The 14306-nt window shown below is 47.7% G+C and carries 9 protein-coding genes; all 9 read right to left on the reverse strand.

Annotated features, from left to right (window positions below; all coding sequences use genetic code 11):
* Positions 1–13 precede the first annotated feature (13 nt).
* A complete protein-coding gene (locus BMW71_RS17375; protein WP_244891209.1) occupies positions 14–3337 on the reverse strand; it encodes a SusC/RagA family TonB-linked outer membrane protein in 3324 nt (1107 codons plus the stop codon).
* A 159-nt stretch (positions 3338–3496) separates the two neighbouring features.
* A complete protein-coding gene (locus BMW71_RS17380; RefSeq protein ID WP_092176945.1) occupies positions 3497–4603 on the reverse strand; it encodes a FecR family protein in 1107 nt (368 codons plus the stop codon).
* A 153-nt stretch (positions 4604–4756) separates the two neighbouring features.
* A complete protein-coding gene (locus BMW71_RS17385) occupies positions 4757–5362 on the reverse strand; it encodes an RNA polymerase sigma factor (RefSeq protein ID WP_092176948.1) in 606 nt (201 codons plus the stop codon).
* A 701-nt stretch (positions 5363–6063) separates the two neighbouring features.
* Positions 6064–7071, reverse strand: coding sequence for an amidohydrolase family protein (locus BMW71_RS17390; protein ID WP_092176950.1), 1008 nt, complete (start codon positions 7069–7071; stop codon positions 6064–6066).
* A 196-nt stretch (positions 7072–7267) separates the two neighbouring features.
* Positions 7268–7645, reverse strand: a complete 378-nt coding sequence (locus BMW71_RS17395) for a hypothetical protein (RefSeq protein ID WP_092176953.1) — start codon at positions 7643–7645, stop codon at positions 7268–7270.
* Positions 7646–7705: 60 nt separating this feature from the next.
* A complete protein-coding gene (locus BMW71_RS17400; RefSeq protein ID WP_092176956.1) occupies positions 7706–9124 on the reverse strand; it encodes a sulfatase in 1419 nt (472 codons plus the stop codon).
* Between the two features lie 49 nt (positions 9125–9173).
* Positions 9174–11777: a DUF4962 domain-containing protein gene (locus BMW71_RS17405; RefSeq protein ID WP_177179694.1), complete on the reverse strand. Its 2604-nt coding sequence runs from the start codon at positions 11775–11777 to the stop codon at positions 9174–9176.
* Positions 11774–12226, reverse strand: coding sequence for a DUF1961 family protein (locus tag BMW71_RS17410; protein WP_092176962.1), 453 nt, complete (start codon positions 12224–12226; stop codon positions 11774–11776). The genes BMW71_RS17405 and BMW71_RS17410 overlap by 4 nt, the downstream gene beginning before the upstream one ends.
* A gap of 272 nt (positions 12227–12498) precedes the next feature.
* Positions 12499–14301, reverse strand: coding sequence for a RagB/SusD family nutrient uptake outer membrane protein (locus tag BMW71_RS17415; RefSeq protein WP_092177327.1), 1803 nt, complete (start codon positions 14299–14301; stop codon positions 12499–12501).
* Between the last annotated feature and the right edge of the window lie 5 nt (positions 14302–14306).

Raw genomic sequence — 14306 nt, forward strand, 5'->3', positions numbered from 1 at the left:
CTTATTTTAGTGATTAAAAACTGACATCCAAACCTGCTGAAAAGCCTTTCATCACCGGCAAACCAGAGGGATCCAGGCCACTTCCTGTTTCAGGATCCCAGCCTACCCAATTGGTCCAGGTGGCCAGGTTTTTTCCACTGACAAAAAGCTTCAGGCCCTGGATACCAAACTGCTGGATCAGGTTCTGATCGAAACGATAAGCCAGTGTTACGTCCTGCAATCGTACAAAACTGCGATCCCCGTAATACCGGTAATCGATTCCAGCCACCTGGTCTTGTCCCCGGTACCTGGCGTCAGGGTTGGAAGGGGTCCAATAATCAGCTTCCACAAACAAATTCGATCTGCGTGCGTTGTCCGATTGTCCTAAACTCGGATTATTGGCGCCCAAATAACCATTCCGTCCACCTTGAATTGAGTTCAAAAAGAACCGAAACGTAAAGTTATTGTACCTGAGCTCGTTCATCAACCCAAAGCGAAAGGCTGGTTCGCTTCTACCAATGATGACCCGATCGTTCGCATCCACTACGCCATCGTTATTTTGGTCAATTATTTCATGCGTACCCACGAAAAATCCAGGAGGCGGCTCCTCACCCAACTGAATGATGCCGGCGGATTCGTAATCAAAAATCGAATTTATGGACTCTCCTATGAACAAACCACTTCCTATGAGGTCATCTTCGACCCCATTCTCATCTGCATCCAGCCCCAGTAAGGAAACGATTCGGTTTCGATTGGAGGCAATATTAAAATTGGCATTCCAGTTGAACCTATCAGAACTCATCACATCGCCTTTTACTACGAATTCCACACCTCTGTTGGCAATCTCGCCTACGTTAGTAGAAATATTATTGAAACCAGTAATTTCAGGTATGTTGATGCTGAATAGCAAATCATTGGTGGTATTTTGATAATAATCCAAGGTACCTGTCAATCGGCTATCGAATAAGGAAAAATCGAATCCAAAATTGTATCCTGTAGTGGTTTCCCAGGACAAATCGGCATTGGAAAGGGTGGTAACCCGCTGGCCAAAAATAGTTGATCCTCCCTCTCCAAAAACATAGGCTGGATACAACGCGACACGAGCTAAAGAAGAGTATCTGCTCGTAAGATTACCGTTCGTACCGTAGGAACCTCTGAATTTCAGGTAGCTGAATGGAGATTGGTCTAAAAAGCCTTCTTCACTCAATACCCAGCCCACACCTACGGATGGAAATATCCCGAATTTGTTATTTTCTGCAAATCCTGAGAAGCCATCCCGTCGAACGGTGGCCGTTATCAGGTATTTTTCACTGAAATCATAATTGACTCTAGCTGTTTGGTACAAATAACTTTCATCCCATGCGCTGGATTGAATCAATTGTAACTGTCCAATACTCAAATCATTGTATCCAAGGCCTAAATTTGCATAATTGGTACCATTTGCCTCAGTACCTTCGTTTTTCAATTCTCGTCGCCCAGCCACCATGGTCAGGTTGATGGTATGATTGTTATTGAAAGTTTTGCGATAGGTTAAAATATTATCCAAGGTCCAATCGTAGGCATGGTAATTACGCTTAAAGGCCAGGCCGGCAGCGCCAGCACCATATTCGTTGCTTCTGTAATGCCTTCTCCAGGTATAATTGTTTCCAAAATTCACGCGAAAATTCAACCCCTCAATGTATGGAATTTCAATATCCATATATACATTGGCGAATAAGTTATTCCTTTTGTCAAAATCATTGGACAATGGACTCAGGAAAGGATTGGCCCTTATGGCTCCATCAGGATTAAGAATGACGTTTCCATCTGCATCGTAGGGGACAACTAGAGGAGGTAAAGAAGTAATATTTCCCATAGCCGGAATTTCCCCGGAATTATCCGCAAAGGACCCAAAAGTCTGAACACCAAACCGAAAACCATCCAAAATTTGATGATCCAGATTGATCCTTGCTGTAATCCGTTCAAACTGATCATTCATGATAAAGCCTTCCTGTTTGGTATAGCCACCCGAAAGAAAATACGAGGTGGCTTCGGTAGCTCCCCTCACACTCAAGTTGTGATTATTTATATAGCCGGTTTGCGTGGCGGCATCCCACCAATCAAAATCCGTCCCATTCTGAAATCCTTCAAAAACAGCAGGCTCAAATAACGCGGCTACGTTGTAATCAGGATTGGGCTGGGTATAGTCGGGAGGGAGAAAAGACTGTTGCCAATCCTGATCTCTAACCTTTTGAAGAAACCCTTCCCGATCCATCAATTCAGGTCGATTGGTTGGTGTTTGAGTCGTATACGTACCCGTATAGTTGAAAATCGGTTTTTGCTCCACTTTTCCGCTCTTGGTAGTAATCATGATTACACCATTTGCGGCCTGCGCACCGAATATGGCCATGCTACTGGCGTCCTTCAATACATCGATCGACTCAATGTCATTGGGATTCAGGTCACTTAGGCTTCCGGTAAAAATAATGCCATCCACTACTATCAACACGTCCTGGTTTCCGCTAAGGGTTGTTCTTCCCCTGACTGAAATAGACGGGTTCTGGCCTGCCCGGTTAACCTGCCCTACGTTTAGTCCAGGCACTGAGCCCTGGAGCGATTGGGCAATATTGACATTGGGGGATTCGCGGAAAGCTTCAATATCGGCTCTTACAACAGACCCTGTGACGTCCCGTTTCTTTTGGGTTCCGTACCCGATCACCACTACCTCCTCCAATGAGGCGGCATCCTGCGATAGGCTGATGTTAAGGGTGGTTTGTGCGCCTACTTCTACCGTTTTTGATTCATAGCCAATGTACGAAAAAACCAGCGTGGCGCCGTCCGGAACGGAAATTGTATAGTTGCCATCAATATCGGTCACGGTCCCGGTGGTGGTGCCCAGCACGGTAATCGAAGCCCCGGGCAGCGGTTCTCCGCTCTCGTCGGTTACTATTCCGGATACAGTTACATCCACTACCGCCTCTGTAGTCAAAATTGGCTCTAGCGGCTGTGTATCCGGGGCTGCCCGTTGGACGTGGATATTGCGATTGACTTGTTTGAAATACAAGCCCGTCTGTTTGCCAATGACCGAAAGCACCGCATACAGACTTTGCGTCCCCTCACCGATGGTAACCCTTGGGATATCTCTCAATTCTTTATCCGTAAATACGAAACTAAATTCCGTGGTCTTTTCGATAAGCGAAAATGCCTTTTCGATTTTGGCATTGTCAAGGGAAATGGACACCATTACTTCTTCAATATCCTTCACCTGTGCATTGCCATTCCAGGCAAACAAAAAACTCATGGACAGGACTTGAATCAGAAATGCGTAGGTAAATAGTTTGGTCATGCGTATAACATGGAATAGTACAAGATTTTTCATACCTTTACGCTGTTTGTTTTAAAACTAAAGTGAATGGTTTTGGATGAACGAAATCCGGAAATTCCCTGGCAGGACCTTCCGGGAAATAATGGGCTGGGGATGTTGGCGCATTCCCGGCTTTTTTTCTATCAAGGGTCTTTGATCATAGGCTTTTTGGTCTTATTTCTTGAATTGAATGGTTACGTTTTCTTTTTCGATGGCAAAATTAAACCTGGCGGAAAATTTCAATCCTTCCAGTACGTTCTCCAAGGTCTCATCCTGAAACTTTCCGGAAAGCAATACCCGCTCTCCGGGTCGGTTTACGATGCGAATTTTGACCCCGTACCAGTTTTCCAATACCCGAATGGCCTCAATCAGGGGCGTCTCCTGAAAAATAATCCGTTTTTTGGTCCACCCGATTACCCGATCTGAGTCAAATGGACTTTTTACCAATCGGTCTTTCTCCGTGTCAATTTTAAGGGCTTCTCCAGGAACCAAAAGGACTGGCTCCTCCAACCCCCCCTCTCGCTTCACAGCCACTTTTCCACTCAGCAAAGAGACATCCAGTGTTTCACCTTCGTAGGCCTTCACATTAAAACTAGTTCCCAAGGCCGTAGTGGTGGTGTTTCGGGAATGGACCCGGAAGGGTCGCAGCGAGTCCTCGGCTACATCAAAAAATGCCTCTCCTTTCAAATAAACATTACGGTCGCCGGTGACGAAATCTTTCAGGTAGCGTAATTCACTTCCGGAATTAAGGATAACCCGTGACCCATCGCTTAGGGTGAGGTGAGATTTTACACCCGGAACGGTAGTATGTGTGAGAAAGTGAACCGTAGACGGCACACTTGCGCGCTGCACAGGGGGTTCCGAAAATAGCCAGCCGGAAAAGTACCCCAAACCCAGGGAAAGAAGCAGCACGCAAGCCACCCGGAAACCGAAATGCTGGTGAATTTTCCAACGAGAAATGGTTTGGGGCTTATTCCGTTCAAAGGTGCTTAAGGAATTCAATGGGACCACGTTATCTTGCCGGATCGCTGCTTGACCGGATGCTTTCTTTTCGATGCCCTTCCACAAACTCAAAATTTCTGTTTCAGAAAGCTGGGATTGATTCCTTTTATTCATCTCCAGGACGATCAAACGCGCTTGTTTTGCGGCCTTGTACCGGGAAGGGTGTTTGGTCAACAAGTTCTCCCAGAAACGATTGGATGCAGCATTGGGCTGCAGTACCCATTTTCTGAAAGCAGGATCCAATACAAAATCTTCTGTGGTATAGGAGGATATATCCATATCAATACAAATTCACCCACATAAGTCCCGGGAATAAAAAATCTATCCTATTTCGGCATAAAGTGGTTGAGATTTACATTAATTTTATAAAATATCGTATCCGGATAAAAACACGGTAAAATAAATTACATTCTGATAGAAAAATGATATACATCAGGCCAAAACCGCCAAAAGGAGCAGGCTTATCAGCAGCAGTCGTTTCTTTAAATTCGCAAGGGCCTTCCAGGCAAGGGTATAAACCGATTGTACGTTGATTCCCATGATGATGGAGATGTCTTCGTAGCAATGGTTTTCGTAGTACAACAGGTGGATCACTTCTTGTTGGCGGGAAGGAAGCGAATCCAACGCTTCCACAAGGTTTTTTCGGTGCTTTGGAAAAGCTAGCGAGCTAGTTCCTGCTTCTTCCGGTTCCGTTTGCAACGCATCTTCCAGTTCCGGATGTAGGTAGCTATACCGCTTTTTTTCCTTGCTTATTTCTTTGTGGATACGGTTACTCAGGCATTTGAAAAGGTAAAGCTTTGCATTATCGGTCGCTTTTACCGAATCGCGGTACTGCCAAATCTTCAAAAAAACCTCCTGTATGCAATCCTTAGCCAGGCTTTGGTCGCCCCTTATGGACATGCCCAACCGAAAAAGTTCCCGAACGTATTTCGTATACAACCCCTCCAAACCCGCCATTTCACCCGCTTTAATTTGGTTCCAAAGCACGTCGTCCTTGGAATCCGAGCCAACTCCATTCATTGAAGCTTCCTTGTACATTGCGGGTAAATTGGGTTTAAATCAAGCTAAACTAACAAAAATTTGACGGGTTTTAAAAGCATGTGGACCATTTTTCTCGCTATTTCAAACCCTATAGCGCATAGATGGCTGCTATTCCGACTTCATTTTGGACTGCCATAGCATGCAGCGGTCGTATTTTCTTCAGGCTCCCTTTGCGCATCGGTAGCTGCAAAAAACAACGGTGGCCTATTCGGAATTATCTTATGGCCCCCTAAAACGCGGTATATCACAGCCGCTCTCCATCGACAGACAGGTACCCATGTAGGCGAGGATTGATTGATCTGAAGATAGTGCGTACCGCTTACGCATTCTCCCCAAAAAACGCATCCAAATCCAGTTTAAACCCCTTGACCACATATGACTCCGCCACATCGTGAGAGGTCAGCAAGCCCAAAAGAAAGGTATTTTCCGTTGATACGGACGTAGACCAGCAAATCCAAAACACCCATCAGCAAGCCCCGAAAGCAGTCGGCCCATTCAAACCTGTAATGAGCAATGGTGCCCGAAGCTCAAACGGGCCTATGGGAATGTCCGGTGCTTTACTTCCTGTTTGTTTACCTGCTTTTCCCATGAATACGTAGTCACCATCCAGCCGATCGGTATGGATTTCAATACACCACTCACTCCGTGCAGGTATTGAGGGCGGTACAACATAGCATTCCCAATTCCACCGTATCTGTTTAGCTCCAGCCGAAAAGCTGTGCCGCATTAGCTCCGAGTATTGCTACCTGCTCCTGTGGCGAGAGGTGCGAAAGATACCCCAGCAAGTCTTGCCGGTAGCGGCGGTAGGAAGCTGGTGTTGCCTCTCCATTAAACCCCCCGCCATAAATCATCCGCTCAGCGCCCCATGCATTGGTCAATTGGCGGATGATCGGTCCTACATCCTGGTGAGGATAGCGCTCTTGTGGAGGAATCGATGAAAGCTTCATCACGGTGTTGGGAAAGTCAGCCCAGCGTATTACCCGGGCATGCTCTTCCGGTGATCCCTGAAACGGACGCCCAAGATGGTCGATGATCACCCTGGTATCAGCGAATTCCCGAATGTACCGCTCGAAGCCGGGAGCATAGCGGGGTTCGAAATGCAGTTGCACCGCAATCCCGGCGTCGGCAACGCTACGCCACCATTTACGGAGTTCCGGTTTCCCAAACGGGGGCAATCGATCGGGAGCGTACGCATGAACCCGGGAGGCTACGATGTTTCCTTGCCTTTCCCTCAAAAACGCCGGCATGGCTGCCAGCGATTTCGGCCGGTCAGCAAAAAACAGGCAGGTACCCTTCAATCGACCCCCACCAACTTCCAGGCAATGGTCCAGGTAGCGATGGTCGTCCTGGTAGGGTTCCGGATGGACGACAATCGCGTACGAAACCCCTGCTCCGTCCATACAGCTCAGCAGATGTTCCGGGGTGGCAGCGGAAACGGGTCGGTAAGGTCCATTGGGATGATACGGGAATTCCTGACTGTCAGCACCAGCAAAACAGTGCAGATGGGTATCGACGACCGGCGGATTATTCCGGGTCTTATCCAATCCCGACATCGAGGTCAGCGCAAGGCCCGCAAGTGATCCGCCTAAGATACCCAAACAGTCACGGCGGCTGATGCCATTGATCGGGTTGCTTCGCTTTGACGGGCTTCGTTGCCCGACGAAATAAACGGCAGTTGAGTTGTCATTGGTGGCAAAAGGTTTCATTCTCAAGGCTATATGGGTTTGGGATTACATGATTAAAAGTTACTACAGTCTTGTTTAAAAGCCAAATAAATAGAAGAATGAACCGGTATTAATTTTTTTCTTGGCAAAGCATTTGCCTTGAGTAGATACACCCGTACTGTATCAACGGGTTTATCTGGATTCATCCATTTCTTTGGCACTATCCCCGAGGTTTTCCCTAGGTCAGAAACCATCTTACCCCGAAATACCATTCGACAGGTACTTGTTGTTGGACCCTTTTCGGTTGCACCGCCGCTTTTTTAACCCGGATTATAAAGACCTTTCCTTCGACCCGTTCCAGCAACTCGCCCATCTTCCGGGTTCGGTAGTCGGCATAGAAAGGCTGACCATATTCCGGATCCGATACATTCAGGGAGTCGATTTTTTGGGCTGCCATGGACCAAATCAACCGATTTCGGTTAAAAAAAGCTGACCATTTGGATGGGAAAATTGCCTTACCGGATGGGAGCAGGTCCTTCAGGTCCACGACGTTCGTTATCGCTTGCTGGGACCGGGAGCGTTGACCCGGGCATCCGGCACTTCCATTCGTATCCATAGGCATCCGGACGAGAAGCAAGCAATAAACCTGGAACGATCTTCGGTCAAAAAAAACCCATCAGTAAGCGGTCAACTTTTTGAGCAATTGCGGATTCACTTCCTGCAGGTAGGCCTGAAGCTTCCTGTCCAGTTCCTCCGCCTTTCCGGGCTGGGAGGCGGCCAAATCCTGCGTTTCACCCAGATCATCGGACAGGTGATACAATTCCAGTTTGCCCGTTTTCCAAAACCGAATCAGCTTCTCGTCTCCCTGAATCAGGGCGGAGTGGGGGTAGCCATTGCTATACCGGTGAAAAACCAGGAAATCATTTTTTCTCTGGACCTCCCCGCTTCCTTGCGATTGCAACATGCCCGCAAAACTTCCTCCATCCAGGTTATCCGGTAGCCGACCGGTATATCCGGCGAGGGTAGCGAGCGTTGGTAAAATATCCCAACCGCCTACCGGTTCCCGACTGGTACTGCCCGCTGAAACCCCGGGACCTTTTACGATAAAGGGAACGCGTATCCCTCCCTCGTAGAGGGTCCATTTACCCGCACGAAGCGGGGCATTCCGCAGGGGGCGATCGAAGGTATCCGGATGCCGCAGTTTTTGGAGAGAGGGCACCGGGGGCAGCATTTCCACGGATCCATTGTCCGCCATCAGCAGGATGTAGGTGTTTTCGGAGATGCCCAGAGAGGCTACCCTATCCAAAACCTGCCCGATGGTGTGATCCATGTCCTCCAACATTCCCGCCCAGGCCGGATGCCTATGCTTCACTCCTTTTGGTTTGTTCCGGTATTTCTTCAGCGTAGCTTCGCGGGTTTGCATGTCTACGTGTACGGCATAGTGCGATAGCTGCAGGTAAAAGGGGTTTCCCGCACGCACCTGCCTTTCCATAAAGTTGATGCCCCTTCGGGTGATGGAGGAACTACGTTTGGGATCATTGGTAAGAAATACCGCCTCCCATTTATCGTCCTTTCCGGTCATTAAATTGCCGTGTGCATTCCGGGTATCGCCGTCGCTTTCGTCAAAACCCAAATCTTCGGGGAAAATTTCCGCCCGCAAATCCCATTTACCAAAGTGCGCGGCCCGGTACCGGGCATCAATGCCTTTCAGCATCGATGGAATGGTCAACTGGGGAGCATTCGACCGGGGATCATGCGCAGCAGGGAAGGTCTCGTCCCCCAGTCTGGCAGGTGTTTGTCCAAACAGGATGCTTCTTCGGGTGGGCGAACAGATGGCCGCAGGCGCATAAGCACGAGTAAAGCGCATCCCCTCCCGGGCCAGGCGATCCATGGAAGGCGTTTCAAAGAAATCGCTTTTGGATGCCGGAATCCGCTCGTCCATGCCAATAGAGGTGCTGCTCCAACCCTGGTCATCGGTGAGGATAAATATGAAATTGGGAGGAGCTGCTTTCTTCGTAAGCTCGTAGCGAGCAGAACCTGAGGAACCGAAAACCAGCAAAACGAGTAACAACAAGATCAAACGGCTATTTTTCATGATTATTGGGCTATATTTTTTGGCGTCGCAGGGTTTTTTCTATCGAATTCTATTGAGAAAAATTACCAGATGATTTTTCAAAGTACCGGAGTCTGGATTGCATTTCGGGTGGTAATTCGTCCTTTGCTTCAATAAACAATGGGGAACCATCTCTGATAATTCCCAGGATACTGCTTGCTGAATCACTACCGGAAAAGAATTGATCCCGTAAACGAAGTGACTTTCCATGGGATGAAAATACCGTTTCTGTTTTTTCATTATGGATGAGTAGGCCAGGTGCTGATGCCGAATCCAAGGATGCGCTAATTTTCCAGTTTCCAATTTCGATCTCGGCAATTCCATTGCGAAGCGTGCCGGAAAGTAACTCGGATTCATCCATTTCCTCCGCGACTTGGATCACGCCAAAAAATCGCATTTTGGTGGATTTTTTTGTTGGGGTTGCGCTGAGATGGAATTGGTTATCTTTGTAGGATTTCACACGACCATCCTCCCCGACCGATTTTCTCCAATTCACGGCTGCTACGTCAAACGTATCCCTGAAATGAAAAGACAGGTCCGCTGAAGCCCATAGCCGTCCCATTCCAATTGCATTTTCCTGCTGAACCCTAAAGGTTTGATTTTTCGTGTCAATTTCCATTGCATCAAGGCTGTGGATAAGCCAAGACCAATCCACCGCTTCGCCGGCCTCAAGTTCATCGTAAACAAGGATTACATCGGGTTTGAGTAAAACAAGGTGCCTAATGTTTTTTACGACCGAATAATCCTCTTCGGTCTCCTTACTCTGGTAGGCCCGGGAGGCATCCCCTTTGGCATAAGCAAGGTCATCTCCCTGCAAGAACCGGGCAACCCACCCAAAAGCCTCCGTACTATAGGGCTGACCTTCTCCGTCTACCAGGATACCATTCTGGCTTTTGGTATGCTGGTACCAGCCGGTACGGTGAGGATCTTTCATGGATACCTTGTAACCCGTTCTGTAAAACAACTTTTTGCCGCCATAGAGAATATTGAAAACGTTCTGATCAGAGAGCATGTGGCCATAGGAGCCAAAGGGGCTGGAACGCATGGCTACCATCAGGTTTTCTTTTGTGTTGCTGACATCACTGTGCATGGCCACAAGGCCCACATCAGAAAATAACCTTCCCATTGGCAAGTTAGGCAGGGCAGGTGGAACCGGGACGGGCAAATCACGGGTCTTTGTAAGCCGCACCCACCTGAGAATAGATTCCTCTGAAAGGTCTGATGTATCGTACTTCAAACATTCATTGGCATACCAGGCTGCTTTGGAATCCCCCGTTAGTTTTGCCAATCCCAGGGCAAAGGCGACATAATCTACACCAGGTAGATTCACTTCTTCTGCATTGTCCGCAAAACCATCTGATGCAGCACCCGGAGGGATGTGGTAGATCATCCAGTCGGCCTGGTTTTGGTACCAGGGATGGGCATTGATAAAATCAAATCCTGTGAATTTTTTAATGTACAAAGGAATATCTATCATGGTTTCCATATTCATTCGGAAATAGGAAACGCCTTCAGACCATCCCCCGTCCATACCACCCAATACAGGTGCTCTTGCCAGAAACAATTCATAGGCATAAGCCATCCAGTCGGCTGCCTCCGGCTCATCCCCATAAACGGCCAGGCTTGTTTGGAAAAAATAATGAAGAATATGTTGCCAAACATGACCGCTCAATACCTTGGCTTCTATATTGTTGATCCAGTTTTTATAAAAATGAGAGGCCCTTGGTTTAATGGATTGAAGCAAGGTTGATTTTTGATTTTCACTGAGCCTGTCATAAAAAGTATCATAGACCATCGCCATGGCGAGCATACAACGCGCATCACTAAAATCATTGGTACTAGATACGCCTCTTGGGTTCCATTGGCTTACCTCAAAGGCGATTTGAATGGCCTTCTTTGCATAGGCTTCATTACCGCTCAAAATATAAGCCTCGGATAAAGAGACTACAGCGTCGTAAACCTGAGTGCCAAGTTGCTTACTGGCATCAAGACGGAGCTTTCTTTGCTGTTCCTCTTCCTCACCTTTTCGTTGGGGCATTCCATCCTGCTCTTTAGGAATCCTCATAAGAAGTGCTTTCTCTGCCTGCCGTAAAATGGCCCGGGTATCTTCATTGGGCTGCAGTTGACGAAGTAGGGCAAGTTCTGATTGGGTAGCGAGAATTCTTGGATGCTGTTTTGGCAATGCCTGTAAAAAATGATCTGCCGAAGGCGATACCATTGGTACCGCTCCGTCTTCAACAACAAAATGCTGTACTTCAGACCATTCTTCCCCGCTTTTCCTGTATTGCCAGTACCAGAGCCCGGAGGCAAGTTTTTGATGGGGATTGAATATTGCCCATGGACTATCCTTTATTTCCAGTATTCTATCCGGGAGAGAAAAATCCTTCTCATCCGATAACCGAACGTCATACCTGATATTTTCCCCTTTTACTACCGGCCATCTCAAAACGGGAGGATTCAATTGAACGCTCATACCCGCAGCGGGTTTTGGGTAGTCCAGAAATCGGGGATGGACCACCTCCAATGTAAAGGGTGCTTCGCGCAGAATGATCCCATTATCTTCTTTAGCGCATCCCAGGAACAGGAAGCCAAATAAAACAAACAGACCGATTAATTTTTCTTTGGGGTATTTCATTTGGTAAGGGCCCATGCTTTATAGTTTTTGTAGCGAAAATGCGTCCACTGCATCTGTCTGAAACCTATTTTTCCTTCCTGTAAAATGGGACCATACTCATTCTCATCCGTCCAGTCTATGATTTTCCGGTCATCTACGTACATTATTATTCCGGAATCGTCCTTGATCAATTTGAGTTGGTGGACTTCCCTTGATGCTATTGGAAGGCCGGGTTCCTCTTGCTGCAGCAGATGGAAACCGCTGTTTTTTCTTAGGTGGGAGATTTCCCTTCCGGGCTTGTCTTCCCCGTTGGCATAATACGAAATATGGTAACTATTTATATGTTCGCTTTTGGTAAAGAGTCTGAACGTGCCATCTCTTGCTGGAAAAGAACTATCAAAAATATTGGCTCCATTTTTCCCCTTCGCTGAAAAGAAGAGAATCAGAAGATATAGAAGAAGTCGAGTCATCGTTGATTTGCGAATTCATTTATTCAGTTATGAAATTGTAAGGGCCAACCGGGTCTGGTGGGTATGACCTCACCAATAGATTAAACCCGAGGAGTTTTCGAAAATATAAGTAATCTCCCTTAATCGAACCCATTTTTTTTGAAAGTTATGTTTTGCAAATTCGACTCAGGCATTTTTTCCATGCTACTTCGATACCTCCAGATATACCCGAGTAAAATGCTTAATGAAAACGGGAAACCAATAGTTTCCCGTTTTACTGCAGTTCCGCACGATTAATACCCGGGGTTTTGTTGGAGAGGCGGCTGGGTTCGGTCTATTTCGTGTTGTGGAATGGGCCGAACCAGGTGTATCTCGGATAAGGCTCCATTTGCCCTCGTCCAGAAATTGTATTTTTTTGTTCGTTCCAACAACGTTCCCGTCCGTTTGAGATCAAACCAACGGTTGAATTCACCTATTAATTCCCGGGCGCTTTCGTCCAAAATCATGTCAATGGAAATAGTCGCCGCTGTGGCCCGGTAGGATTCGGTTTCCAGGGAACTAAGTATCTCTGGAAACTTGGCTTTTTGGGGATCCACTCCTGCGCCTACCGCCCGGTCCAATACGCGATTATAGTAGACTTCCGCGCCACCCAGAGCGCCGCCGGTAGCTCCTTTGACGATGGCTTCGGCAGCCAACAGATAGGCTTCAGCGGATCGGAACAAGCCAAAGTCAAAGGTTCCGTGCCCGTCTCCATAAGGAATATTTGGCTCCCAGAACTTCCACATCGTGGGTCTGAATGCCGTAAGTCTGGAAATGGCCTCACCGCTGATTAGCTGTTCGTGGTTCATGACCGCATACTTTTTGGTACCCCCTTCGTCAATACCCTTTTCCGCCCCAAATGCTGGCTGATTCCAGGGTGTCCAATACGCCACCGTATCTCCTACATCGTAGCTTACCGTCAGGCTTGGGTCGTCAAAACTATAGGAGAAATTGCTTACCGGCTGAAGGGCATAAATCACCCGCAGAAAATTATGGGCATACCGACTGTCTACCTGCGGATCAAACAATCGGTAAACGGAAGGCGTGGGCTCGTTTTGACCCAGGTGCCGGTTATAATCGCTCGTTCTCCCGTTGCTTCCCACCAATTCTCCGTTACCCGGAAAAATGGAATGGTAATAATTCCCCGGTTCCCGGCCATTTCCCTCCATGGCATTGGTAAGGACATCGTTGTTGAACTGAATGGCAAATACCACTTCGCTGTTTTTCGCATCCTGAGGTCCGGAATATTGGGTCAATGGATTTTCAGAACGGATCGGGAAAAGCTCCTTGTACGCTTCCACTAACGGATAGGCTTCGATTACTTTGTCGGCGTAGTCCAATGCCTTGTCAAAATCATCGGGGCTCCCGCCCAGCGAATTGTCATAATTCCACCCACGCGTCAAATAAACCTTCGCCAACAAAAACTGGGCAGCCCCTTTGGTCGCCCTGCCGTAATCGCTGGCTATTTCCGGAAGATCGGCCTCGGCCTCGGTCAGGTCTTTGATGATTTGGCTGTACACCGTAGCAGCCGACTCGCGGACCACGTTGGTATTGGCCGTAATGGTCTCTTCCAAAGGCATGGGTACATCTCCCCAGGTCTGAACCAGGTAAAAATAAGTCAGGGCCCGCAAAAACTTTGCCTCTCCTACCCTTGCCGCTTTACGGGCGGGATTGGCATAGTTCACGTTCTCAGCCCTGCTGATGGCCGCATTGGTTCGACCGATTTCCCGGTAAAAGATATCCCAGGGGCCAATAAAGGTTTCTGAAGTGATGTTTAGGTAGGTATCCAGGGCTGGTCCCTGTCCCACCGCTTTTTCCGTCCATAACCCGTTTTGGAATAGGTCGGTTCCCGGCAAGGCGATGGGATACTGTAGGATAAAATCCCGTAAAAGCGGGTAACAGGATTTTATCAAATCTTCATAGCCTGCTTCGGTGGTCACATAGGAATCGGTGGTAATGTTGGAAATGGATTCTTCTTTAAGAAAATCCTGACATCCTGTGGTACTGAAAATCAGCATCAAAAACAGGAGGGCATGGGGAAGGTTATATTTTTTCATTTTTT

The sequence above is a fragment of the Cyclobacterium xiamenense genome, from assembly GCF_900109255.1.
GTDB classification, from domain to species: Bacteria; Bacteroidota; Bacteroidia; order Cytophagales; family Cyclobacteriaceae; genus Cyclobacterium; species Cyclobacterium xiamenense.

Excerpts from the sequence above, each read along its gene's own strand:
- BMW71_RS17375 (WP_244891209.1), bottom strand. The coding sequence starts at position 3,337 with ATGAAAAATCTTGTACTATTCCATGTTATACGCATGACCAAACTATTT.
- BMW71_RS17380 (WP_092176945.1), bottom strand. The coding sequence starts at position 4,603 with ATGGATATATCCTCCTATACCACAGAAGATTTTGTATTGGATCCTGCT.
- BMW71_RS17385 (WP_092176948.1), bottom strand. The coding sequence starts at position 5,362 with ATGTACAAGGAAGCTTCAATGAATGGAGTTGGCTCGGATTCCAAGGAC.
- BMW71_RS17390 (WP_092176950.1), bottom strand. The coding sequence starts at position 7,071 with ATGAAACCTTTTGCCACCAATGACAACTCAACTGCCGTTTATTTCGTC.
- BMW71_RS17395 (WP_092176953.1), bottom strand. The coding sequence starts at position 7,645 with ATGGATACGAATGGAAGTGCCGGATGCCCGGGTCAACGCTCCCGGTCC.
- BMW71_RS17400 (WP_092176956.1), bottom strand. The coding sequence starts at position 9,124 with ATGAAAAATAGCCGTTTGATCTTGTTGTTACTCGTTTTGCTGGTTTTC.
- BMW71_RS17405 (WP_177179694.1), bottom strand. The coding sequence starts at position 11,777 with ATGAAATACCCCAAAGAAAAATTAATCGGTCTGTTTGTTTTATTTGGC.
- BMW71_RS17410 (WP_092176962.1), bottom strand. The coding sequence starts at position 12,226 with ATGACTCGACTTCTTCTATATCTTCTGATTCTCTTCTTTTCAGCGAAG.
- BMW71_RS17415 (WP_092177327.1), bottom strand. The coding sequence starts at position 14,301 with ATGAAAAAATATAACCTTCCCCATGCCCTCCTGTTTTTGATGCTGATT.